At 68.8% G+C, this 22544-nt stretch carries 23 protein-coding genes and 6 tRNA genes; 5 read left to right on the top strand and 24 right to left on the bottom strand.

What is annotated here, in order from left to right; translation table 11 throughout:
• Window positions 1–3 precede the first annotated feature (3 nt).
• From DFR41_RS09355 to folC, 12 genes are all read right to left on the bottom strand, one after another.
• A tRNA-Asp gene (locus DFR41_RS09355) sits at window positions 4–80 on the bottom strand.
• Between the two features lie 47 nt (window positions 81–127).
• A tRNA-Glu gene (locus DFR41_RS09350) sits at window positions 128–203 on the bottom strand.
• A gap of 21 nt (window positions 204–224) precedes the next feature.
• Window positions 225–300, bottom strand: a tRNA-Ala gene (locus DFR41_RS09345).
• Between the two features lie 60 nt (window positions 301–360).
• Window positions 361–437: transfer RNA gene (locus DFR41_RS09340), tRNA-Asp, on the bottom strand.
• 47 nt (window positions 438–484) lie between these two features.
• A tRNA-Glu gene (locus DFR41_RS09335) sits at window positions 485–560 on the bottom strand.
• Window positions 561–606: 46 nt separating this feature from the next.
• Window positions 607–682, bottom strand: a tRNA-Ala gene (locus DFR41_RS09330).
• 64 nt (window positions 683–746) lie between these two features.
• Window positions 747–2141 carry a glutamate--tRNA ligase gene (gene gltX, locus DFR41_RS09325; protein ID WP_114802497.1) on the bottom strand — a complete coding sequence of 465 codons (1395 nt, stop codon included), beginning with the start codon at window positions 2139–2141 and terminating at the stop codon, window positions 747–749.
• Entirely contained in the window at window positions 2138–3364 is a 1227-nt protein-coding gene (locus DFR41_RS09320) for an O-succinylhomoserine sulfhydrylase (protein WP_043112296.1), read from the bottom strand. Before DFR41_RS09320 ends, gltX begins: the two co-directional genes overlap by 4 nt.
• Window positions 3365–3366: 2 nt before the next feature.
• Window positions 3367–4887: an amidophosphoribosyltransferase gene (gene purF, locus DFR41_RS09315; RefSeq protein ID WP_017757281.1), complete on the bottom strand. Its 1521-nt coding sequence runs from the start codon at window positions 4885–4887 to the stop codon at window positions 3367–3369.
• 22 nt (window positions 4888–4909) lie between these two features.
• Window positions 4910–5395, bottom strand: a complete 486-nt coding sequence (locus DFR41_RS09310; protein ID WP_017757280.1) for a CvpA family protein — start codon at window positions 5393–5395, stop codon at window positions 4910–4912.
• A gap of 12 nt (window positions 5396–5407) precedes the next feature.
• Window positions 5408–6340, bottom strand: a complete 933-nt coding sequence (locus DFR41_RS09305; RefSeq protein ID WP_114802496.1) for an SPOR domain-containing protein — start codon at window positions 6338–6340, stop codon at window positions 5408–5410.
• 69 nt (window positions 6341–6409) lie between these two features.
• Window positions 6410–7717: a bifunctional tetrahydrofolate synthase/dihydrofolate synthase gene (folC, locus tag DFR41_RS09300; RefSeq protein WP_017761544.1), complete on the bottom strand. Its 1308-nt coding sequence runs from the start codon at window positions 7715–7717 to the stop codon at window positions 6410–6412.
• Window positions 7718–7878: 161 nt separating this feature from the next.
• Here folC and DFR41_RS09295 point away from each other — a divergent pair, with 161 nt between their 5' ends.
• The 3 genes from DFR41_RS09295 to ppnP all read left to right on the top strand — a co-directional run bounded on the left by DFR41_RS09295 (window position 7879) and on the right by ppnP (window position 9294).
• Entirely contained in the window at window positions 7879–8232 is a 354-nt protein-coding gene (locus tag DFR41_RS09295; protein ID WP_017761543.1) for an ArsC family reductase, read from the top strand.
• A gap of 79 nt (window positions 8233–8311) precedes the next feature.
• Entirely contained in the window at window positions 8312–8884 is a 573-nt protein-coding gene (locus DFR41_RS09290) for a ribonuclease E domain-containing protein (RefSeq protein WP_017761542.1), read from the top strand.
• Window positions 8885–8970: 86 nt separating this feature from the next.
• Entirely contained in the window at window positions 8971–9294 is a 324-nt protein-coding gene (gene ppnP, locus DFR41_RS09285; RefSeq protein ID WP_017761541.1) for a pyrimidine/purine nucleoside phosphorylase, read from the top strand.
• Window positions 9295–9302: 8 nt separating this feature from the next.
• On the opposite strand, the gene murB is transcribed toward ppnP, so the two are convergent.
• Complete coding sequence (gene murB, locus DFR41_RS09280) at window positions 9303–10358, bottom strand: UDP-N-acetylmuramate dehydrogenase (protein ID WP_017761540.1); 1056 nt, start codon at window positions 10356–10358, stop codon at window positions 9303–9305.
• A gap of 103 nt (window positions 10359–10461) precedes the next feature.
• On the opposite strand from murB, the gene DFR41_RS09275 reads away from it, so the two are divergent.
• Entirely contained in the window at window positions 10462–10947 is a 486-nt protein-coding gene (locus DFR41_RS09275; RefSeq protein ID WP_017761539.1) for a YajQ family cyclic di-GMP-binding protein, read from the top strand.
• Between the two features lie 188 nt (window positions 10948–11135).
• On the top strand, window positions 11136–11798 hold the full coding sequence (locus DFR41_RS09270) for a retropepsin-like aspartic protease family protein (protein WP_425326691.1): 663 nt from the start codon (window positions 11136–11138) through the stop codon (window positions 11796–11798).
• 30 nt (window positions 11799–11828) lie between these two features.
• On the opposite strand, the gene DFR41_RS09265 is transcribed toward DFR41_RS09270, so the two are convergent.
• From DFR41_RS09265 to DFR41_RS09215, 11 genes are all read right to left on the bottom strand, one after another.
• A complete protein-coding gene (locus DFR41_RS09265; protein WP_114802494.1) occupies window positions 11829–12584 on the bottom strand; it encodes a hypothetical protein in 756 nt (251 codons plus the stop codon).
• 56 nt (window positions 12585–12640) lie between these two features.
• Window positions 12641–12994: a RidA family protein gene (locus DFR41_RS09260; protein ID WP_114802493.1), complete on the bottom strand. Its 354-nt coding sequence runs from the start codon at window positions 12992–12994 to the stop codon at window positions 12641–12643.
• 13 nt (window positions 12995–13007) lie between these two features.
• A complete protein-coding gene (gene plsY, locus DFR41_RS09255) occupies window positions 13008–13661 on the bottom strand; it encodes a glycerol-3-phosphate 1-O-acyltransferase PlsY (RefSeq protein WP_114802492.1) in 654 nt (217 codons plus the stop codon).
• A gap of 106 nt (window positions 13662–13767) precedes the next feature.
• Window positions 13768–14265 (bottom strand): aminoacyl-tRNA deacylase, encoded by a 498-nt coding sequence (locus DFR41_RS09250; RefSeq protein ID WP_114802491.1) that lies wholly within the window; start codon window positions 14263–14265, stop codon window positions 13768–13770.
• A 1-nt stretch (window position 14266) separates the two neighbouring features.
• Window positions 14267–15328, bottom strand: a complete 1062-nt coding sequence (locus DFR41_RS09245) for an aldo/keto reductase (protein ID WP_114802490.1) — start codon at window positions 15326–15328, stop codon at window positions 14267–14269.
• A gap of 161 nt (window positions 15329–15489) precedes the next feature.
• Entirely contained in the window at window positions 15490–16503 is a 1014-nt protein-coding gene (locus DFR41_RS09240) for an XdhC family protein (protein WP_114802489.1), read from the bottom strand.
• A 14-nt stretch (window positions 16504–16517) separates the two neighbouring features.
• Window positions 16518–17075, bottom strand: coding sequence for an SRPBCC family protein (locus DFR41_RS09235; protein ID WP_114802488.1), 558 nt, complete (start codon window positions 17073–17075; stop codon window positions 16518–16520).
• 28 nt (window positions 17076–17103) lie between these two features.
• Window positions 17104–18315: a vWA domain-containing protein gene (locus DFR41_RS09230; RefSeq protein WP_114802487.1), complete on the bottom strand. Its 1212-nt coding sequence runs from the start codon at window positions 18313–18315 to the stop codon at window positions 17104–17106.
• 16 nt (window positions 18316–18331) lie between these two features.
• A complete protein-coding gene (locus tag DFR41_RS09225; protein ID WP_114802486.1) occupies window positions 18332–19270 on the bottom strand; it encodes an AAA family ATPase in 939 nt (312 codons plus the stop codon).
• Window positions 19271–19280: 10 nt separating this feature from the next.
• Entirely contained in the window at window positions 19281–20072 is a 792-nt protein-coding gene (locus tag DFR41_RS09220) for an FAD binding domain-containing protein (RefSeq protein ID WP_114802485.1), read from the bottom strand.
• A 27-nt stretch (window positions 20073–20099) separates the two neighbouring features.
• Window positions 20100–22541, bottom strand: coding sequence for a xanthine dehydrogenase family protein molybdopterin-binding subunit (locus tag DFR41_RS09215; protein ID WP_017761146.1), 2442 nt, complete (start codon window positions 22539–22541; stop codon window positions 20100–20102).
• Window positions 22542–22544 lie beyond the last annotated feature (3 nt).

Here is a 22544-nt window from a genome sequence, read left to right as displayed (position 1 = left end):
GACTGGCGGAGTGGACGGGACTCGAACCCGCGACCCCCGGCGTGACAGGCCGGTATTCTAACCAACTGAACTACCACTCCTGGCAGGCAGCTTTGCGCTCTGTAGACAGAGCCAAGTGCTACGAACTTGGCGACCCTACGGGGATTCGAACCCCGGTACTCACCGTGAAAGGGTGATGTCCTAGGCCTCTAGACGATAGGGTCAAAACCTGGACTGGTTTGAAGTGGTGGAGGTAAACGGGATCGAACCGATGACCTCTTGCATGCCATGCAAGCGCTCTCCCAGCTGAGCTATACCCCCACTGATCTTGGCTTTCACCGAGACCTTGAGATCGAAGGCTTGCGCCTGCGAACTGGAATCTGGCGGAGTGGACGGGACTCGAACCCGCGACCCCCGGCGTGACAGGCCGGTATTCTAACCAACTGAACTACCACTCCTGGCAGGCAGCTTTGCGCTCTGTAGACAGAGCCAAGTGCTACGAACTTGGCGACCCTACGGGGATTCGAACCCCGGTACTCACCGTGAAAGGGTGATGTCCTAGGCCTCTAGACGATAGGGTCAAAACCTTGGACGAAAATCTTGCGACTCTCTACGACGACACCTTGATGGTGGAGGTAAACGGGATCGAACCGATGACCTCTTGCATGCCATGCAAGCGCTCTCCCAGCTGAGCTATACCCCCGTTTCGACCGACGCTTTTGACGTCGACCCTGTCAGGTGTCGAGCCTTGCATTATATGCAGGCTTTTAAACAGTGCGCAACCTTTCTTGTACCGTCTGCCGAGAAAAAAGCGCAAGAACTGCATCGAGCGAAGGCGTCTGCGGCGTGCCCATCATCAGCACACGCACCGGCATGGCCAAGGCGGGCATCTTGAGGCCATGCTGAGTCAGCACTTCCTTGATCGCAGCGGCGATGGAGGGCTTGTCCCAAGTGGCCACGCCAGCCAGCCGTTCAGCGAGCGAGGCAATGGCCGGGCGCACGGCCTCCGTGATGTGCTGCGCACGGTCCGCCTCGCTGGCGGTCACGGGCGCGTAGAAGGCTGCCGCCCAACCGGCCAGGGCGACGGTGGTGTCGCAGCGGTCCTTGAACAGACCGCAGATGGCGGGCAGGCGCTGGTCGGCATCGATGCCACGCTTGGCGAGTTGCTCGGCCACCAGCGGCGCAAGCTGCTCGTCCGCCATCGTCTTGAGGTGCTGGGCATTGACCCAGCGCAGCTTGGCTTCGTCGAACTGGGCGGCGCTGCGGCCCAGATGGTCCAGGTCGAACCATTCCAGGAACTGCGCGCGACTGAAGATCTCGTCGTCGCCGTGGCTCCAGCCCAGGCGGGCCAGGTAATTGACCATGGCATCGGGCAGGTAGCCTTCGTCGCGGTACTGCGTCACCGGCTTGGCGCCGTTGCGCTTGCTCATCTTCTCGCCCTGCTCGTTCAGCACGGTGGGCAGATGGGCATAGACCGGCGGCTCCTTGCCGAGGGCACGGAAGATGTTGATCTGCCGCGGCGTGTTGTTGACGTGGTCGTCGCCGCGGATGACGTGGGTGACGCCCATGTCGATGTCGTCCACCACCACGCAGAAGTTGTAGGTGGGCGTGCCATCGGGGCGGGCGATGACCAGGTCGTCCAGTTCGTCGTTGCGGATCTCGATGCGGCCCTTGACCTTGTCGTCCCAGGCCACGACGCCGCCGATGGGGTTCTTGAAGCGCAGCACCGGCTGCACGCCCTCGGGGACTGCCGGCAGCGTCTTGCCGGGCTCAGGCCGCCAGGTGCCGTCGTAGCGCGGCTTTTCCTTGGCGGCCATCTGGCGCTCGCGCAGGGCGTCGAGCTCCGCCACGCTCATGTAGCAGGGATAGACCAGGCCCTGGACCTGCATGTCCGCCAGCACCGCCTTGTAGCGGTCCATGCGCTGCATCTGATAGAAGGGACCTTCGTCATGGTCCAGGCCCAGCCAGGCCATGCCTTCGATGATCACGTCGACGGCGGCCTGGGTCGAGCGCTCGAGGTCGGTGTCCTCGATGCGCAGGATGAAGTCGCCGCCGGTGGAGCGGGCGAAGGCCCAGGGGTACAGCGCCGAGCGGATGTTGCCCAGGTGGATGAAGCCCGTCGGCGACGGGGCGAAGCGGGTCCGGGTGCGTGCGTTCGTCATGCGGGAAGAGAGCTCAGGCCGCGGTCGAGGTCCGCGGCAACGTCGTCGGTGTGTTCGAGGCCCACGGCCACGCGGATCAGGCCCTGGCCCACGCCAGCCGCCTGGCGCTGCGCCTCGGTCAGACGGCCATGCGAGGTGCTGGCCGGGTGCGCGCACATGGTCTTGGTGTCGCCCAGGTTGGTGGCCAGCGACAGCCACTGCATCGCGTCCAGCACATGGAAGGCGCGGCGGCGCGCCTGCTCAGGGTCGGAGGCCTTCACGTCGAAGGACAGCACCGCACCGCCGCTGCCCGACTGCTGGGCCATGGCCAGTTCATGCTGCGGATGGCTGGCGAGACCCGGGTAGTACACGCGGCCGACACCGGGATGCGCCTCCAGCCAGCGCGCCAGCGCCAGCGCCTTGGCGGCCTGCGCCTTCATGCGGATGTCCAGCGTCTCCAGACCCTTGAGCACCACCCAGGCGTTGAAGGGCGCGAGCGTCATGCCGGCGCTCTTGAGCACGGGCAGGAACTTCTCGGTCACCATCTTCTGGCTGGCGCAGAGCGCGCCGGCCATCACGCGGCCCTGGCCGTCCAGGTACTTGGTGCCCGAGTGCATGACGATGTCGGCGCCCATGGCCATGGGCCGCTGCAGCGCGGGCGTGGCGAAGCAGTTGTCCACGGCCATCAGCGCGCCGTTCTCGTGCGCCAGCTCGGCCAGCGCCGCGATGTCGCACACCTCGGTCAGCGGATTGGTGGGCGTCTCGGCGAAGAGCAAGCGCGTGGTGCCCGGCCGCACGGCGGCCTTCCAGGCGGCGACGTCGGTCTGCGGCACGAAGCTCGACTCGACGCCGAACTTGGCCAGGTCCGAACCGATCAGCTTGATGGTCGAGCCGAACATCGACTGCGAGCACACGACGTGGTCACCGGCCTTGAGCAGGCCCATGCACATCATCAGGATGGCCGACATGCCGGAGGCGGTGGACATGCACGCCTCGGCCCCTTCGAGCGCGGCCAGCCGCTGCTCGAAGCTGGCAACGGTGGGGTTGCCGTAGCGGCCGTAGGTGAAGCCTTCCTCGTCGCCGGCGAAGCGGCGGGCGGCGGCCTCGGCCGAGGGCTGGACGTACCCGCTCGTCAGGTACAGCGCTTCGGAGTTCTCGCCGTACTGGCTACGCGCCGTGGCGCGGCGCACGGCCTCGGTCTCGGGATGCAGGCCAGCCGGCAGTTCGCGATCGTGCGGGCTCATGGTCATTCGGTGTGGTTGGGCAGGGTCAGGCGGGAGGAGTCGATGTCGGTCTCCTCGATGCGCGGACGGTTGCCGTTCATGCGGGTGATGGCCTCGGTGTCGATGTCGCCGGTGACGTACACGCCATCGAAGCAGGAGGCCTCGAAACCGCCCAGCGGCACGGCGCCGGCCGTTTTGGGCGCGGCCTTCATCACGGCGCGCTTCATGGCATCCACGTCTTGGTAGATCAGGGCGTCGCAGCCAATGATCTGGCGGATTTCCTCGATGGTGCGGCCGTGGGCCACCAGCTCGTCCTTGGTCGGCATGTCGATGCCGTAGACGTTGGGAAAACGCACCGGCGGCGCGGCGCTGGCCATGTAGACCTTGCGCGCGCCAGCGTCGCGGGCCATCTGCACGATCTCGCGGCTGGTGGTGCCGCGCACGATGGAGTCGTCCACCAGCAGCACGTTGCGGTCCTTGAACTCGCTGGCGATGACGTTGAGCTTCTGGCGCACCGACTTCTTGCGCACCGCCTGGCCCGGCATGATGAAGGTGCGGCCCACGTAGCGGTTCTTCACGAAGCCCTCGCGGTACGGCACGCCCAGCAGGTGCGCGAGCTGCGTCGCGCTCGGGCGGCTGGATTCGGGAATCGGCACGATCACGTCGATCTCGCTCGGCGGCACGGTCGAGACCACGCGCTGCGCCAGCGTCTCGCCCAGGTTCAGGCGGGCCTGGTAGACGGAGATGCCGTCCAGCGTGGAGTCGGGCCGCGCCAGGTAGACGAACTCGAAGATGCAGGGATGCAGGCTGGCATCGGGCGCGCACTGGCGGGCATGCACCTGGCCCTGCAGATCGATGAAGACCGCCTCGCCCGGGAGCACGTCGCGCTCGAAGGTGAAGCCCGAGCCTTCCAGTGCCACCGATTCGCTGGCCACCATCACGCCGCCGTCGGCATTGCGGCCCAGGCACATCGGGCGGATGCCGTAGGGGTCGCGGAAGACGAGCAGACCATGGCCGGCGATCATGGAAATGACCGCATAGGAACCGCGCAGCCGGCGGTGCACCGCCTCGACCGCCGTGAAGATGTCCTGGATGTGCAGCGGCACACCGCGCGTGGCACGCTCGATCTCATGCGCCAGCACGTTCAGCAACACCTCGGAATCGCTCTCGGTGTTGGTGTGGCGGTGGTCGGTCGAGAACAGCTCGGCCCGCAGCGCATGCGCGTTGGTGAGGTTGCCGTTGTGCACCAGCACGATGCCGAAGGGCGCATTGACGTAGAAGGGCTGGGCCTCTTCCTCGCTGTACGCGTTGCCGGCCGTCGGGTAGCGCACCTGGCCCAGGCCCGTGGTGCCTGGCAAGGCCCGCATGTTGCGGGTGCGGAACACGTCGCGCACCATGCCCTTGGCCTTGTGCATGAAGAACTTGCGCTCCAGCATCGTCACGATGCCGGCGGCGTCCTGGCCGCGGTGCTGCAGCAGCAGCATGGCGTCATAGAGCAGTTGGTTGACGGGCGCGTTGCTGAAAACGCCGACGATTCCACACATGGGAGATCCTTGATTTCCTGAACTACGGAAGGTAGCTGGCCAGTTTCTGCGGCAGCGCAGGCTTGAGGCCCTGCAATGCCGCATCGATGAAGGGCGCGCCGACCGACTCGCGCCACCAGGCCTGGTCGTGCCAGGCCATCACATGAACCACCACCGCGATCGCCAGCAGCGCCACGGCTGCGCGGGCGGCACCGAACAGGGCGCCGAGCGACCGGTCCACCGGCCGCAGCCCGGCCACCGTGACCAGGCGCCGCGTCATCGAGGCGATGGCGCCGCCCACGAAGGCGACGACGATGAAGATGAGCGCAAACGCCACGCCATAGCGCCAAGGTGCTTCCGGATCGCCGAAAGGCAAGACCGCGGCCAGGCTGCCCGCCAGCCACTGCGCACACAGGAAGGCGGCGACCCAGCCCGCCAGCGACAGCACCTCATAGACCAGCCCGCGCCACAGGCCCATCAGCATCGACACCGCGATCAGCATCACGGCGATCCAGTCGAAGAGCGCCATGGCGCAGCGCGATCAGAGTGTGAGCACGGCAGCCGGCAGGGCCAGCGCCTTGATGCGGGCGGCGGCCTTTTCGGCGTCGGCACGCGAAGAGAACGGCCCCACCCGTACGCGGGTGCGGTCACCCTGCGGCGTCTTGGCCACATGGGTATAGGTCTTGAGACCGGCGCGCTCCAGCTTCTGGCGCGTTTCCTGGGCCTTGGCGGCGTCGGCGAAGGCGCCCACCTGGACCACGAAGCGGCCAGCGGCCTCGGCGGGTGCTGCGGCCCCGGGCTGTGCCTGCGCCGCGACCTGCTGCTGCGGGGGCTTGCCTTCGAGCAGGGCGCGGGCGCGGGCGCCGTCGTCGCGGCCCGGCGCCGGCGAGGCTGGCTTGGCGGGCTCGGGCTTCGAGGGCTCGGCCTTGGCGACCTCGGTCTTGGCTTCGGTCTTGGGGGCTTCGGGCTTGGTCACCGGCGTCTTGGCCGGTTCAGGCTTGGGCTCCGGCTTTGCTTCGACACGTGCTGGCTCCGTGCGCGGTGCCTCGCTCTTGGCCGGTTCGGAACTGGCAACGGCCTCGCGGCGCGGCTCCGGTACCGCGGCGGGGGGCGCAGACGCCACCTCGCTGCCATCGGCGCGTTCCGTGATCACACCATTGGCGGGTGGCGGCAAGGCGATGCCGCCGGAAGCGCTGCGAGAAGTGTCGGCCACCGGCGCCTCGGCCTGGGGCAGCGGCTTGACCTTGGCCCGGTCCGGCATTTCGATGGGAATGTCGACGGCCACGGGCCGCGGCTGGCTGTCGAACAGGAGGGGAAAGCCGATCACGCCGAGCAGCACCAGCACGGCGGCGCCGACGAGGCGGTGTCGCGCGCGGCGGCGCAGCGATTCGACGCTTTCGGCGGGTGCGGCCGAGACGTTGCCGCGGCCTTCCTTGCCCGGGGAACCTTTGGATCGAAGCTTGAAGAAAGCCATGTGGACGTCGAATCCCCGAGCGGAGCGGCTGTCTGGCGGACGAAGGGCGAAAGCGCCGCAGCGACCGAATCAGCTACCCGGCTGCAGATGCCGGGCTGTCAGCCGGGGCACACCGTGCGCGAGAACACCGCCGACGGTGAAGAAAGAACCAAAGACGACGATTCTATCAGCCGGGTCCGCCGTCGCCGTGGCCGCGGAGAGGGCCGCCATGGGGTCCGTGTGCATGGAGGCATCGGCGTCCGTGCGGCGGTTCAGCGCCGTCCACATGCGCATCAGGTCCGCGGCCCGCGCGGCGCGCGGCGTGGGCAGGTCGGTGAAGTACCAGCGGTCCACCAGGGGGCCCAGGCGTTCGAAGATGGGCGCCAGGTCCTTGTCTGCCATGGCGCCGAAGACGGCATGCGTGACCGGAAAGAAGCCCATGGCGTCCAGGTTCTCGGCCAGCGCCGCCGCCGAATGCGGGTTGTGGGCGACGTCCAGCACCAGCGCCGGCTGGCCGGGCACGATCTGGAAGCGGCCCGGCAACTCGACGGTGGCAAAGCCCTGGCGGATGGCCTGGGCCGACACCGGCAGCCGCGGGCGCAGGGCCTCCAGCGCCGCCAGCACGCCCGCGGCATTGATCAGCTGGTTGGCGCCGCGCAACGCCGGATAGGCCAGGCCCGCATAGCGGCGCCCACGGCCCGACCAGGCCCACTGCTGCTTGTCGCCGCTGACGGTGAAATCGCGGCCGGAGAGCCACAGGTCGGCACCCAGTTCCTCGGCGCGGGCCACCACGCTGCGCGGCGGCACCGGATCGCTCACGATGGCGGGCCGGCCCGCGCGCAGGACGCCGGCTTTTTCCGCGCCGATGCTTTCACGGTCGGTGCCGAGGAATTCGATGTGGTCGATGTCCACGCTGGTGATCACGGCGCAGTCGGCATCGATGATGTTGACGGCGTCGAGCCGGCCGCCCAGGCCCACCTCGAGGATCGCGGCATCGAGGCCAGAGGCTGCCATGCACGACAGGATGGCGAGGGTGGTGAACTCGAAATACGTCAGCGCAACGGCTTCGCCGCCGGCCGTGCGGGCCGCCTCGACAGCCTCGAAATGCGGCAGCAGCGCCTCGCCCTCGACCGATTGCCCGCCGATGCGCAGGCGCTCCTCGAAATGGACCAGGTGCGGCGAGGTGTAGACGCCGGTGCGGTAGCCGGCCTGGGCCAGGATGGCCTCCAGCATGGCGCAGGTGGACCCCTTGCCGTTGGTACCGGCCACCGTGATGACGGGGCAGTTCAGTGCGAGGCCCATGCGCCGCGCCACGGCCTGGACCCGGTCCAGCCCGAGGGCGATGTTCTTGGCATGCAGTTGCTCGGCGTAGGCGAGCCAGTCGGCGAGGGTCTTCATAGGAGGGCGGCATTGTCGCCGAGCCCTCTGACGCGCTCCCCGGCCCCGAACCAATGACCGGCCAAGCGGCGGGAGATGCCCCGGGACGGCGATCGCCGCGCCGCGGCAGGAGGCGCGCCCCGCGCCACGGGCCGCCGACGCCTGAGGCATCATCGCGCCCCATGATCGACGTCTACGGCATCCCCAACTGCGACACCGTCAAGCGCGCCCGGACCTGGCTCGACAGCCAGGGCCAGGCCTACACCTTCCACGACTTCAAGAAGCAGGGCGTGCCCGAGGCCGCACTCGCCCGCTGGCTGACGGCCGTGGGCTGGGAGCCGCTGGTCAACCGCCGCGGCACCACCTGGCGGCAACTGGATGAAGCCGCACGGCTGGCCGTGGTCGACGCCGATTCGGCCGCCGCCGCCCTGCGCGCCAACCCCAGCCTGGTGAAGCGCCCCGTCGTCGAATGGCCGGGCGGTGCGGTTACCGTTGGTTTCGATGCCGACACCTGGAAGGCCCGCATCGGCCATTGAGGGATTGAACCCGCCGCACCGGGCGGCGTCCAATCGAGGTTGCGGCGCGTCCGCCGCCTCTCATTCGCAGGAGATGCTCATGACCTTCCCCCATCATTCGCTCGGCGCCCTGACCCTGGCCGTGCTCGGTGGCCTCGCTGCCCCGGCCTTCGCCCAGAACCAGCCTCAGTACGCTCAAGGCCAGGTTCTGTCGAGCACCCCGGTCGTCGAGAACGGTCGCACCAGCTACAGCGTGCGCTACGAGTACAACGGCCGCACCTACACCACTCGCACCGACACGCCGCCCGGCCAGACCATCGGCCTGCAGGTGAGCGACCTGGGCGTCAGCACCTATCCGGTGACGCCGCAGCCGAGCATGCAGACGGGCCAGGTTCCGCCTCCTGCCGGCAACACCTACGCCACCCGCGCCCCTTGGGAGCAGGTGGCCCCCGAGCCCGGGGTGGTGGTGTCGAATGCACCGATGACCGTCGCCACGCCCCAGGCCGTCGTGGCGCCCGGCTATCCCGTCTACACGACCACGTACCCGGCGCCCGTCTATTACCCCGCCCCGGTGGCTGCGCCGGTCTACGCCTACCCGGCGCCTTACGTATACCCGCCGATTGGCCTGTCGCTCAACTTCGGCTACTCGCGCGGCTGGCACCGGCGTTGGTGAGCGGGCCCGGCAGGGCTGCGCCGGTGCGCGACCGACCGGCCCCTAGAATTCGCGGCCCTGTTTAATCGTCCTGACCGCTGCAGCCCATGAGCATCCAGAAGACCCTCGACGGCGTGTCCGTCGCCACCTCGGCCAATGTGTATTTCGACGGCAAGTGCGTCTCGCACGGCGTGACGCTGGCCGATGGCCGCAAGTGCACCGTCGGGGTGATCCTGCCGTCTTCGCTGACCTTCAGCACCGGCGCACCCGAGATCATGGAATGCACCGCCGGCAGCTGCGAATACCGCCTGGACGGCGAGAGCGACTGGAAGCGCTCTGCCGCCGGCGAGAAGTTCAGCATCCCCGGCAACGCCAAGTTCGATATCCGGGTCAGCGGCGAGCCCTACAGCTACATCTGCCACTTCGGCTGAACGCGCGTTCAGACGACGACCGGCTCCGGCTCCAGCCGAATGCCGAAGCGCTCGTAGACGCTGGTCTGGATGGCCTTGGCCAGCGTCATCACCTCGCCGCCGGTGGCGGGATGCGTGTTTCCCCCGCGGTTGACCAGCACCAGTGCCTGCTTTTCGTAGACGCCGGCATTGCCCACCGACTTGCCCTTCCAGCCGCACGCGTCGATCAGCCAGCCCGCTGCCAGCTTCACCGTGCCGTCGGGCATGGGGTAGTGAACGATGCGCGGCTCGCGGGCGATGATGTCCGCGCACTGCTCCGGCGTGACCGTCGGGTTTTTGAAGAAGCTCCCGGCATTGCCCAGCACGCGCCAGTCCGGCAGCTTGGCCTGGCGGATGGCGCAGACCCAGTCGAAGACCTGCATGGGCGTCGGCTCGTCGATGCCGCTCTCGGCCGCCTTGCGCGCCAAGTCCAGATAACCCAACTCCGGCTTCCAGGGCCGCGGCAGGCGCAGCCGCACCCGCGTGATGACCGCGCGGCCGGCCAGGCCGAAATCATTGGGGCCGCTGCCCGGCGGATGCTTGAACACGGAATCGCGGTAGCCGAAGGCGCATTGGGCCGCGTCGAGCGTGAAGCGGCGGCCGGTTTCCAGGTCGATGCCGTCGAGCGACTCGAAGCGGTCCTGCAGCTCGACGCCATAGGCGCCGATGTTCTGCACCGGCGCGCCGCCGACGGTGCCCGGGATCATGGCCATGTTCTCCAGGCCGGGGCAGTCCTGCTCCAGCGTCCAGCGCACGGTGTCGTGCCACAGCTCGCCGGCGCCGATCTCGACGATGCAGGCGCGGGGCGTGTCCTCGACCACGCGGCGGCCGGGGATCTCGACCTTGAGCACCAGTGGCTTGACGTCGCCCGTGATGACGATGTTGCTGCCGCCACCGAGGACGAACTTGGGCATCTTGCGCCAGTCCTCGCGGGCCAGCACCTCGGCGATGTCGTCCTCGCTGCGGATGCGGACAAGCTGCTGGGCGCGGGCGACGATGCCGAAGCTGTTGTGGGGTTGAAGGGGGACATTGCGCTCGGCGATCATGGGAGAATTTTCGCATCCGCTGCCTCGTGGCCTCGCCCGCGGGCGGCGCCCTCTTCCGTCCCGGCGCATGCGCCCGGGCGCGACACCTTCAGGAGAACACCCCATGCCGTCTTTCGACACCGTCTGCGAACCCAACATGGTCGAGGTGCGCAACGCCATCGACACCGCGTCCAAGGAAATCGCCACCCGCTTCGACTTCAAGGGCACGCCAGCTTCGGTCGAGCTCAAGGACAAGGAAATCATCCTGGTTGGCGACGCCGACTTCCAGCTGGCGCAGATCGAAGACATCGTGCGCGCAAAGCTGACCAAGCGCAGCGTGGACGTGCGCTTCCTGGACAAGGGCGACGTGCAGAAGATCGGCGGCGACAAGGTCAAGCAGGTCTTCAAGGTCAAGAGCGGCGTGGACTCGGACACGGCCAAGAAGATCCAGCGCCTGCTCAAGGACAGCAAGCTGAAGGTGCAGGCCGCCATCCAGGGCGATGCCGTGCGCGTGACCGGAGCCAAGCGGGACGATCTGCAGGCCGCCATGGCGCTCATCCGCAAGGATGTGTCCGATCTGCCGGTCTCTTTCGACAACTTCAGGGACTGACTTCTGAACCCCCCATGCCGCTTCGCGGCTCCCCCCTCTCTGGCGCCTTCGGCTTGGAGGGGGGCGCACCCGCAGGCCTGGCAAAGCCAGTTCCTGCGGTGCCCTGGCGTGGCCTGGTCCGCGGCCTTCGGTGCAGTCGGGCGAGTTGCGGCGCTGGCGTCAACGACGCTGCACGATAGGTTTCGGAGATGAAACTGCCGCGCACACACATCCTCGCCGCATTGATGGCGGCGGGTTTTGCGCTCGGGACGCAGGCGCAAAACCAGACCCAATCGATCACGCTGACCGGCACCATCGGCAGCCGCGCGATCCTGATCGTGGGCGGGGGCACGCCCCGGACGCTGGCGCCCGGAGAGAGCCTGCAGGGCGTGCGGCTGGTGAGCGTGCAGGACGGCGAAGCCGTGGTGGAGTCCGGCGGAAAACGGCTCACGCTGCGCATGGGCGCGCCGGTGAGCGTCGGCGGGTCTGGGGGTGGCGACGGCGGCAGCCGCATCGTGCTGACGGCGGACAGCCGCGGTCACTTCGTGACGGCGGGCGGCATCAACGGCCGGCCGGTGACCTTCATGCTGGACACGGGGGCCACCTCGGTGGGCCTGTCCATGGCCGATGCGCAGCGCATCGGCCTCGATCCCACACGCGGGCAGCCGGTGACCATGAACACGGCCAACGGCACGGCGCCGGGCTGGCGGATCAGGCTGGAGTCGGTGAAGGTGGGCGACGTGACGGTGTACGACGTCGATGCCATCGTCTCGCCCCAGCCCATGCCCTATGTGCTGCTGGGCAACAGCTTCATCAATCGCTTCTCGATGCGGCGCGACGCCGAGCAGATGGTGCTGGAACGGCGCTACTGACTCGCCCGGGCCGCTGGCGACGGGCACGCATCAGAGTTTGGCGACGATGAGCTGGCCGAAGAGCTGCAGCATCAGGACGGTCATCGCAGCCGCCGCCGCGAAGGCGCACAACCAGTTCACCTCGGCTCGCAGCACCAGGCGCGCGCGGGCGTCGAGCCGCCCGGCGCCCCGCCGGCGCCGCTGGCGGTGCGTCAGCACGACGACCAGCAGACCGAAGACGGCCAGCGGCAGGTAGCCGAAGAGCAACATCGGCAGTTGTCGCCGGGTGGCCGTGCCCGGGCCCAGCCGCCAGACCAGCCGCACCAGCTCGACCTGGTGTTCATAAGGCATGAAGCCGTACAGCAGGCCGGCAAGAGTGAGCACGTAGAGCAGCGCATGCCGCGCCCGCAATGACCACGGCCAGGGCACCGGCGGCGCCGGAGGCGTGGATCGAGGACCAGGCGGCGACACGGGGTCGCCCGACCGCCATTCGCCGCGCGCGATGGCGCGTTCCTGGTTCCACAGCAGCCGGTACATCATGCGCTGGATCAGGAAGAGCAAGACCACGGCGATGAAGGGCACCAACACGTACAGCAGCGCCACCGCCCCGGCATTGCGGTCCGTCGAACCGCGCCACAGCGCCACTCCGATCCACGAGGCGAACAGCCCGCTGAAGAACACGACGAAGATCACCGCGCCTACCATAGCGCGGCGCAGCGGGCGGCCTTCCATCCAGGCCCACAGGCGATCGATGAACCGGGGTGGGCCGACCGTGAGTGCCTCGTCGTCCGGGCTGCTGCCGTGCATCGCGGTCCGAAGTCGCGTCGTGCTCGAAGCGCTCGCGCGCCGTCGCGCCGTCGCGGTCAGGCCAGCGCGGCCGTGACGACGATCTCGATCTTGTAGGCCGCATTGGCCAGCGCCGCCTGCACGGTGGCGCGCGGCGGAGTGTGGCCCGCGGGCACCCAGGCATCCCACACCTCGTTCATCGCCCCGATCTCGCTGATGTCGGTCAGGAAGATCTGCGTCATCAGGATGCGCGTCTTGTCGCTGCCGGCCTCGGCCAGCAGGCGATCGACCATCGCCAGCACCTGGGCCGTCTGGCCGCGGATGTCCTGCGTGGTGTCGTCCGGCACCTGGCCAGCCAGATAGACGGTGCCGTTGTGGATGGCCATCTCCGACAGGCGGGGGCCGACGTGGAAGCGCTTAAGTTCTGCCATGGGGAAATCCTGATCAGGAAGAAGAAGTCTTCGCGGCCTTCGCCTTGGCTCCGAGCCGCGATTCGGTGCCGGCCAGCAGCCGGCGGATGTTCTCGCGATGGCGCCACACCAGCAGCAGGCCCATCACCACGATGGCCGCCAGCACTCCGCGGTGCAGGGGCCAGGCGATGCCGCCGCCCAGCAGGTAGTAGGCAGGCGCGAAGAAGGCCGCCACCAGCGCGGCCAACGAGGAGTAGCGGAAGAAGAAGGCGATGATGATCCAGGTCAGCCCCGTCGCCAGGCCCAGCATCCAGTCGATGCCCAGCAGCACGCCGGCTGCGGTGGCGACGCCCTTGCCGCCCTTGAAACCGAAGAACACCGGATAGAGGTGGCCCAGGAAGGCGGCCAGCCCGGCGAGTGCCGCCACGTTCTCGTCCAGCCCGTAGGCCACGCCGAAGCGCCGCACCAGGAACACCGGCAGCCAGCCCTTGGCGGCATCCAGCAGCAGCGTGGCCAGGGCCGCACCCTTGCGGCCGGAGCGCAGCACGTTGGTGGCGCCCGGGTTGCCGCTGCCGTAGCTGCGCGGATCGTCCATGCCCATCAGGCGGCTGACGATTACGGCAAAGGACAGCGAGCCGATCAGGTAGGCGGCAACGACGACGAGGATGGAAGACACAGGCAGGCTCATGGAAGGACCTTCGCCGGCCGCTCATGCGCGGCCGTTGCGCGCCGCGCATGAGGCGGCGTCTTGGCATTCGGGAATCGTGGGCGGGGCGGCCTCGTTCGGCCGTGCCTCATTCTGCCAGCGCGCACTGCACCGGCCGCGCACCGAGCAGTTGCACGCACACCTGCGGCTCGATGCCGACCAGGTAGCCGCGCCGCCCGCCGTTGATGCAGATGCGCGGCAGGTCGAGGATGGTCGATTCGATGTAGACCGGCATCTCCCGCCGGGTGCCGAAGGGCGAGGTGCCGCCCACCTGATAGCCGCTGTGGCGCTGGGCCACCTCGGGCTTGCACGGCTCCACCGACTTGGCGCCGATCTGCCGCGCCAGGTTCTTGGTCGACACGGTGCGGTTGCCGTGCATCAGCACGATCAGCGGCTTGGCGTCCTGGTCCTGCATCACGAGCGTCTTGACCACCGTGAAGGGGTCGAAGCCCAGCACCGCCGCACTGTGCTGCGCGCCGCCGTGCTCCAGGTACTCGTACGGATGCTCGGTGAAGGCCACCTTGGCCGCGCGCAGCACGGCCGTGGCGGGCGTTTCCGAAACGTGGGCCTTGTCCTTCTTGGCCATCTCAGTTCGCCGGGTCGCGCATCTCCCAACGGATCTTGTCGATCTCGGCCAGCAGCTCGGGCGACAGCGTGGTGCCCCAGGCGTCCAGATCCTCGTCCAGCTGGGCCTTGGTCGTGACGCCGATGATGGTGCTGGCCACCTGCCACTTGGTGTAGCAGAAGGCCAGGGCCAGGCGCACGGGCGACATGCCGTGGTCGCGGGCCAGCTGGTTGTAGCGGCGGGCGGCGACCAGCGCCTCCGGGCGGCCCCAACGCTGTTTGCGCACGGACTCGTAGCGGGCGATGCGGCCGTCCTTCGGTGCATCCGGGCCTTCGATGCCGCTGGCGTCGTACTTGCCGGCCAGCAGGCCGAAACCCAGCGGCGAGTAGGCCAGCAGCGAGACGTCCAGCCGGTGCATGGTCTCGTCCAGGCCGTTCTCGAGCGCACGGCTGATGAGGCAGTACACGTTCTGCACCGTGGCCACGCGCGGCAGGTTGTGCTGCTCGGCCAGCCGCACGAACTCGTGCACGCCGTAGGGCGTCTCGTTGGACAGGCCGATGTAGCGCACCTTGCCCGCCTTCACCAGTCCGGCCAGCGCTTCGAGCTGCTCGTGGATCGAGGTCTGCGTGCGTTCCTTGGTGGGGTCGTAGTACATGGTGCCGAAGGCGGGCACATTGCGCTCGGGCCAGTGGATCTGATAAAGGTCGATGACGTCCGTCTGCAGCCGGCGCAGGCTGCCCTCGCAGGAGGCCACGATGTCGGCAGCCGTCATGCCGCCCCCTTCGCGCACCCAGGGCATGCCGCGCGAGGGGCCCGCCACCTTGGTGGCCAGCGTGAGCTTCTGGCGCAGGCCCGGGTTCTTGGCGAACCAGTTGCCGAGGATGGTCTCGGTGGCGCCGTAGGTTTCCTTGCGGGCGGGCACGGCGTACATCTCGGCGGTGTCGAGGAAATCGACGCCGCGGGCCACCGCATGGTCGAGGATGTCGTGCGCGGTGGGCTCGTCCACCTGTTCGCCGAAGGTCATGGTGCCCAGGCAGATGGGCGTGACGTGCAGATCGCTGCGACCGAGCTGGATACGTTGCATGGCGGAGAGTCTGGAAAACGGAAGTCCGGCACTGTAGCGCGCCGGGTCCGCGCCTGCAGGCACAGGCCCAGTGCCCCGGCTCCCTGCTTCCGCCGCGCGCATGCGGCGATCATGCCGGACCGTCCGTCGCGGCGGCGGCGGCGCGGGTGGCCCGAGCGCTGCTAGCCCGGCTGCGCCTGCAGCTGTTCCTTGGCCTGCGCCACTTCCATCTCGCGCGGCAGGGCCACGCCGTTCTTGACGGCCAGGATCTCGGCCATCACGCTCACGGCGATCTCGGGCGGAGTCTTGCTGCCGATGTACAGGCCGATGGGCCCCCGCAGGCGGGCGAGCGATTCTGGCGTCTGGTCGAAGTGCTCGATCATCCGCTCGCGCCGCGCCTGGGCATTGCGGCGCGAGCCGATGGCGCCGACGTAGAAGGCTTCGCTCTCCAGCGCCGCCAGCAGCGCCAGGTCATCGAGCTTGGGGTCGTGTGTGAGGGCGACCACGCAGCTGCGCCGGTCGGGCCGGAAGGCGGCGACGGCGTCATCGGGCATCTCGGTGGACAGGCGCACGTTGGGCAGTGACCAGGCGCCGCGGTATTCCTCGCGCGGGTCGCACAGCGTGACGGCGAAGCCGCTGAAGCTGGCCATGGCCGCCAGGTACTCGGCCAGTTGGCCCGCGCCGATCAACAGCATGCGGTATTCGGGGCCGAAGGTGTTGACCAGCCGGGCGTCGTCGATGGCGAGCTCGGCAGGGGCGTGCGCCGTTTCGAGCGTGACGGCGCCATCGCTCAGGTGCACGATGCGCTGCGTGAGCTGGCCGCCTTCCAGGCGTTGGACCAGCTCGGCAAGCACGGTGGCATCCGGATCGAACTCCAGCACCAGTTCCAGCGTGCCGCCGCAAGGCAAGCCGAAGCGGTGCGCCTCGTCTGCCGTGATGCCGTACTTGACGCGCGCCGGCGCGCCCATGGGCATGGCCTGCTGACCCACGCGGCTGTGGCGGGCGATCAGGTCGTCCTCGATACAGCCGCCGGAGACGGAGCCGACCACCGCGCCGTCCTCAGCCAGCGCCATGATGGAGCCCACCGGCCGCGGCGAGGAGCCCCAGGTGCGCACCACCGTCGCCAGCAGCGCCCGGCGGCCGGCCTGGCGCCAGTCGCGCAGCTGGCGCAGCACCATCACGTCGAGGTTTTCCATGGTGTTCGACCTTCTCAGCCTTCTTCCGTCTTGTCCTTCTTGCCGAAGCCCATCTTCTGCATGAGGCCGGCGACGGCGCCGGTCTTGGCCTCTTCTGCCGGCTCGGCGGCAGCCGCGGGCGGAACGCCGTGCACGCGCTGCATCTCGGCATCGAAGCGCTTGAAGAAGTCGTCAGCCATGGACTTGGCCGCGCCGTCGATCAGGCGCTGGCCCAGCTGCGCGATCTTGCCGCCCACCTGCGCCTGCACGGTGTAGCTGAGCGTGCAGCCGGTGTCGGTGGGTGCCAGCGAGACCGAGGACGCGCCCTTGCCGAAGCCGGCCACGCCGCCCTGCCCTTCGAAGCTGAGGCGGTAGCTCTCCGGCGGCTGGATGTCGCTGAGCGTGACCTTGCCGCTGAACTTGGCCGACACGGGGCCGACCTTGACGGCCATGGTGACGGTGTACTGGCCCTCGCCGGTCGCTTCGAACTTGTCGCAGCCGGGCAGGCAGCGCTTGAGCGTCTCGGGGTCGTTGAGGGCCTCCCAGGCCTGTTGCTGGGTCACGCCCAGCGGGCGGCTGCCTTGCATGTCCATGTGGGTCTCCTGAAGAAAAAAGAAGGAATCAGCGCAGGCGGCGCATGAGCGCGGCCAGGCTGTCGGCGAGTTCGTCCAGCGCCTGCAGGTTGTGCACGGCCAGCATGGCATCGGCATGCCGGTCGAGCAGCGCGGCGCCACGCGCCAGCGGCGCATAGCCGGCAAAGCGCAGCAGCGGATTGAGCCACAGCAGCGCACCCGTATGGCGGCGCAGCCATTGCAGTTGGGTATCCAGCTCGGACGGCTCGCCGGTGTCCAGACCGTCGCTGATCAGCAGCACCAGTGTGCGCCGGCCGACCAGGCGCCGCGCGTGATGCCGGCGCAGTTGTGCCAGCGCCTCGCCCAGCCGGGTGCCCCCCGCGAAGTCCGCGATAGCGCGGCCGGCCTCCGCCAGCATCACGTCGGTGTCGGCATGGCGGAATGCCGGCGTGAGGTCGGTCAGGCCGGTGCCGAAGGCGAAGACGTCCCGCCGTGCGCCCTCACCCACCAGCGGCCGAGTGGCCGCATGCAGGTAGGCCAGCAGCAGCCGCGCATAGCGCTCCATGGAGCCGGAGACATCGACCAGCACCAGCAGCGGCCGAGGCCGTGCGCGCCGCACCTGGCGCGGCAGGCGCGGGATCTCGCCGCCGTGCCGCGCGGCCTGGCGCCACACGCCGGGCCAGTGGATGCGGGCCGACGCACCGGCCTGCGCCACCGGCCGCAGCCGGCGCGAGGCATAGGTGGGCACGGGCAGCGCCTTCTCGCGTGCCAGGCGTTCGACCAGGCGGTATTCGGCGGCGCCCAGGCTGTTGAAGTCGGCATGCTGCAGGCGCTCGCGCGTGCCGGCGCTCATGGCGGCGTCGAGTTGCAGTTCCTCGTCCTGCGGGGCAGGCTTGAGCGTGGTGGGCGCAGCCAGGGCCTCGCGCACGCGGTTGCGGCGCTGCACCGGCTCGGCGCGTCCCTCGGCATTGGGCAGCATGCGCGCAAGCATCTTCTGGGCAAGGGCCGGGTCCTGGAACCAGGCATCGAAGAGTTCCCGGAAGACCTGCCGGTCCTGCTCGCGGCTGACCATCACCGATTCCAGCGCCGCCTGCAGGTCGGCCCGTTGCTCGATGCCCACCAGCAGCGCCGCTTCCAGCCCCAGCGCGATGCGCGAAGGATCGATGCGCACGCCAGCCCGCCGCAGCGCCCGGCCGAAGCCCGCCAGGTGGCCGGCCAGCTTGCCGCGCCGTGCGTCGCCGAGTTGCTGGATGCCTCGCATGGCGACCGGCTCCTTGTCAGGCGGCTTCCGGCGCAAGCAGTTCGGTGGCGAGCTGGTGGTTCAGCGCCGCCACATCGTCGCGTTGCTTGAACAGGATGCCGGCGGTATCGACCACCACCTCGGGGTCGAGCACCACCGTGTCCAGCGCCACCAGCGCTCGCGCCCATTCCACGCTCTCGGCGATGCCAGGCGCACGCTGGAAGGCATTGGCGAAGGGCTGCGCGCGCACGCGCTGAACGAAATCGGCCACCTGGGCCGACAGCGCCTCGCCAGCCTGCGGCACCTGGGCGCGAACGATGGCCAGCTCGCGCTCACGCTCGGGGTAGTCCAGCCAGTGATAGAGACAGCGGCGCTTGACCGCATCGTTCAGGTCGCGGGTACGGTTGCTGGTGAGCAGGGTCACGGGCGGCACCGCGGCACGCACCGTGCCCAGCTCGGGAATGCTGACCTGGTATTCGCCCAGGTATTCGAGCAGGAAGGCTTCGAAGGGCTCGTCGGCCCGATCCACCTCGTCGATCAGCAGCACGGCGCCGGGGGCGGGCGACTGCAGGGCCTGCAGCAGCGGGCGCTGGATCAGGTAGCGCGGCTGGTAGACCTCGGCCTCCGCGTCGCGCGCGCCTTCGTCCTTCGCATTGACACCGGCCTCGGAGGCACGCAGGTGCAGCAACTGCGCGGCGTAGTTCCACTCGTACAGCGCCTCGCGCTGCTCCAGGCCGTCGTAGCACTGCAGGCGCAGCAGCTGTCGGCCGAGCAGGCCGGACAGCGCCTTGGCCAGTTCGGTCTTGCCAACGCCGGGCTCGCCCTCCAGCAACAGCGGCCGCTGCAGCTTCAGGGCGAGGAAGACGGCCGTCGCCAGCCGCCGGTCGGCCAGGTAGCCGCGCGACGCCAGCCCCCGTTCCAGCGCGTCGATGGAGGAAAGGTCGGGCGCAGGTGGGAGGCGGGCGGCGTCGGTCATCGTGCCGAGCTTAGCGGCTCGCCTTGATCACGGCGCGCTGCGCCAGCACGCTGATCAGGTTGGCGCGGTAGGCCGCTGTGCCGTGCAGGTCGCTGTTGAGCTCGCTGGCGTCGATCTCCACGCCGCCGGCCGCCTGGGCCGTGAAGGCCTGCGACAGGGCCTGCTCCAGCCCCGCATGGCGGAACACGCCGTTGCCCGCGCCGGTGACAGCCACACGCACGCCGTCGTCAAAGCGGGCCACGAACACGCCCACCAGCGGGAAGTGCGAGGCCTTCTGGCGCAGCTTCTCGTACGCCGCCTGCCTGGGCAGCGGGAAGCGGATCGCCTTGATCAGCTCGCCCTCCTCCAGCGCCGTGGCGAACAGGCCCAGGAAGAAGTCGTCGGCCGCGATCTCGCGCTGCGTGGTGACGATGGTCGCGCCCGAGGCGAGCACGGCGCTCGGGTAGCAGGCGGCCGGATCGTTGTTGGCCACCGAGCCGCCCAGCGTGCCCATGGCCCGCACCTGGCGGTCGCCGATGCGCGAGGCCAGGTCGGCCAGCGCGGGATAGGCCTCGCGCACCTGCGGATTGACCGCGACCTCGCCATGACGCGTCATGGCGCCAATGACCAGCTCGCCGTTCTGCAGGCCGATGCCCGACAGCTCCTTGCAGCGGCCCAGGTCGACCAGCTGTTCGGGTGCCGACAGGCGCAGCTTCATCGAAGCCAGCAGCGTCTGACCACCGGCCAGCGGCTTGCCGCCAGCGGCTGCCAGGCGTTGTGCTTCGTCGAGTGCGGCGGGCTGTTCGAAGGTGAATGCGTACATGGAAAAGTCTCCTTCCTTCGAGGGTGATCAGGCGGCCGGACGGCCTTGGGTGCTGGCCGCCAACGAGGGCGTCTGCGGTTGCTGCTGGGGCGTGGTGCTGCCGCGCTGCATGGCTTCCCACACACGGGCCGGGGTGGCGGGCATGTCGAACTCCTTCACGCCCATCGGCGCCAGCGCGTCGAGCACCGCGTTGATGACCGCCGGCGGCGAGCCGATCGCGCCCGCCTCGCCGCAGCCCTTGGTACCGAGCGGGTTGTGGGTGCAGGGCGTGCAGATCGTGTCCAGCTTGAAGTTGGGGAAATCGGCGGCGCGCGGCATGGCGTAGTCCATGAAGCTGCCGGTAAGCAGCTGGCCGGTCTCGTTGTCATAGACGCAGTTCTCCAGCAGCGCCTGGCCGATGCCCTGCACGATGCCGCCCTGCACCTGGCCTTCCACAATCATGGGGTTGATGATGGTGCCGAAGTCGTCCACGGCGGTGAAGCGGTCCACCTTGACCTCGCCCGTGGCCTTGTCGATCTCCACCTCGCAGATGTAGGTGCCGGCCGGGTAGGTGAAGTTGGTGGGGTCGTAGAAGGCGGTTTCGTTCAGGCCCGGCTCCAGCTTGTCGAGCGGGTAGTTGTGCGGCACATAGGCCGTCAGCGCCACTTGGCCGAAGGGGATCTTCTTGTCGGTGCCCTTGACGCTGAATTCGCCACCACTGAAGTCGATGTCGGCATCGCTGGCTTCCATCAGGTGGGCGGCGATCTTCTTGGCCTTGGCCTCGATCTTGTCCAGCGCCCGCATGATGGCCGCGCCGCCCACGCTGATCGAGCGCGAGCCGTAGGTGCCCATGCCGAAGGGAATGCGGCCGGTGTCGCCGTGCACGATGTCCACGTTCTCGACCGGAATGCCCAGGCGCGCGGCCACCACCTGCGCGAAGGTGGTCTCGTGGCCCTGGCCGTGGCTGTGCGAGCCGGTGAACACCGTCACGCTGCCGGTGGGGTGCACCCGCACCTCGCCGGCCTCGAACAGGCCGGCCCGCGCACCCAGCGCCCCGGCGATGTTCGACGGCGCCAGGCCGCAGGCCTCGATGTAGCTGGAATAGCCGATGCCGCGCAGCTTGCCGTTCTTCTCGCTCTCGGCGCGGCGGGCGTCGAAGCCGCTCACCTCGGCCAGCTCCTGCGCGCGCTTCATGCAGGCTTCATAGTCACCCACGTCGTACTGCAGCGCGACGGGCGTCTGGTACGGCCATTCACGAATGAAGTTGCGGCGGCGGATCTCGTCCTGCCCCAGACCGATCTCCCAGCCGCAGCGGGTGACCAGGCGTTCGAGCAGGTAGGTGGCCTCGGGCCGGCCCGCGCCGCGGTACGCGTCGACCGGCGCGGTGTTGGTGAACCAAGCGTCCACCTCCACATAGATCTGCGGCGTGGTGTACTGCCCGGCCAGCAGCGTGGCGTAGAGGATGGTGGGCACCGCCGTCGAGAAGGTCGACAGGTAGGCGCCCAGGTTGGCGTCGGTGTGCACGCGCATGGCCAGGAACTTGCCGTCCTTGTCCATCGCCATCTCGGCATGGCTCACGTGGTCGCGGCCATGGGCATCCGACAGGAAGCATTCGGAGCGCTCGGCCGTCCACTTGATGTTGCGGTTGAGCTGCTTGCTGGCCCAGGTCAGGGCCACGTCCTCGGCGTACAGGAAGATCTTGGAGCCGAAGCCGCCGCCCACGTCCGGCGCGATCACGCGCACCTTGTGCTCAGGCAGGCCAAGCACGAAGGCGGTCATCAGCAGGCGCTCGACGTGCGGGTTCTGGTTGGCCACGTACAGCACGTACTCGTCGCCGGCGCGGTTGTAGCCGGCCACGGCCACGCGAGGCTCGATGGGATTGGGGATCAGTCGGTTGTTGACCAGGTCCAGCTTGGTGACATGGGCAGCCTTCTCGAAGGCGGCATCGACCTGCGCCTTGTCGCCCAGCGTCCACTTGTAGCACTGGTTGTCGGGCGCAATCTCATGGATGGCGGGGCCGGTCTTCTTGGCTGCGTCGACGAGACTCACGACGGCGGGCAGCACGTCGTACTCGACCACGATGGCCTCGGAGGCATTGCGCGCCTGCTCCACGGTCTCGGCCACCACCATGGCCACATGGTCGCCCACGTAGCGCACCTTGCCGATGGCGAGGATGGGGTGCGGCGGCTCCTTCATGGGCGAGCCGTCGGGGTTGTTGATCTGCCAGCCGCAGGGCAAGCCGCCCATCTTCCCGTCGATGTCGGCGCCGGTGAAGATGCCGACCACGCCGGGCATCTGCTTCGCGGCCGAGGTGTCGATGGACTTGATGGCCGCGTGGGCGTGCGGCGAGCGCAGGAAGACGGCATGCGCCTGGTTGGCCAGCACCACGTCGCCGGTGTAGTTGCCGGCGCCGGTCAGGAAGCGCAGGTCTTCCTTGCGGCGGATGGCCTCGCCGATGTGCGGCAGCTTGGAGAAGTCGGATGCACCCATGGC

Source organism: Pseudacidovorax intermedius, from assembly GCF_003350475.1.
GTDB lineage: Bacteria > Pseudomonadota > Gammaproteobacteria > Burkholderiales > Burkholderiaceae_C > Xenophilus > Xenophilus intermedius.
This window is presented reverse-complemented; position numbering and strand designations above follow the sequence as displayed.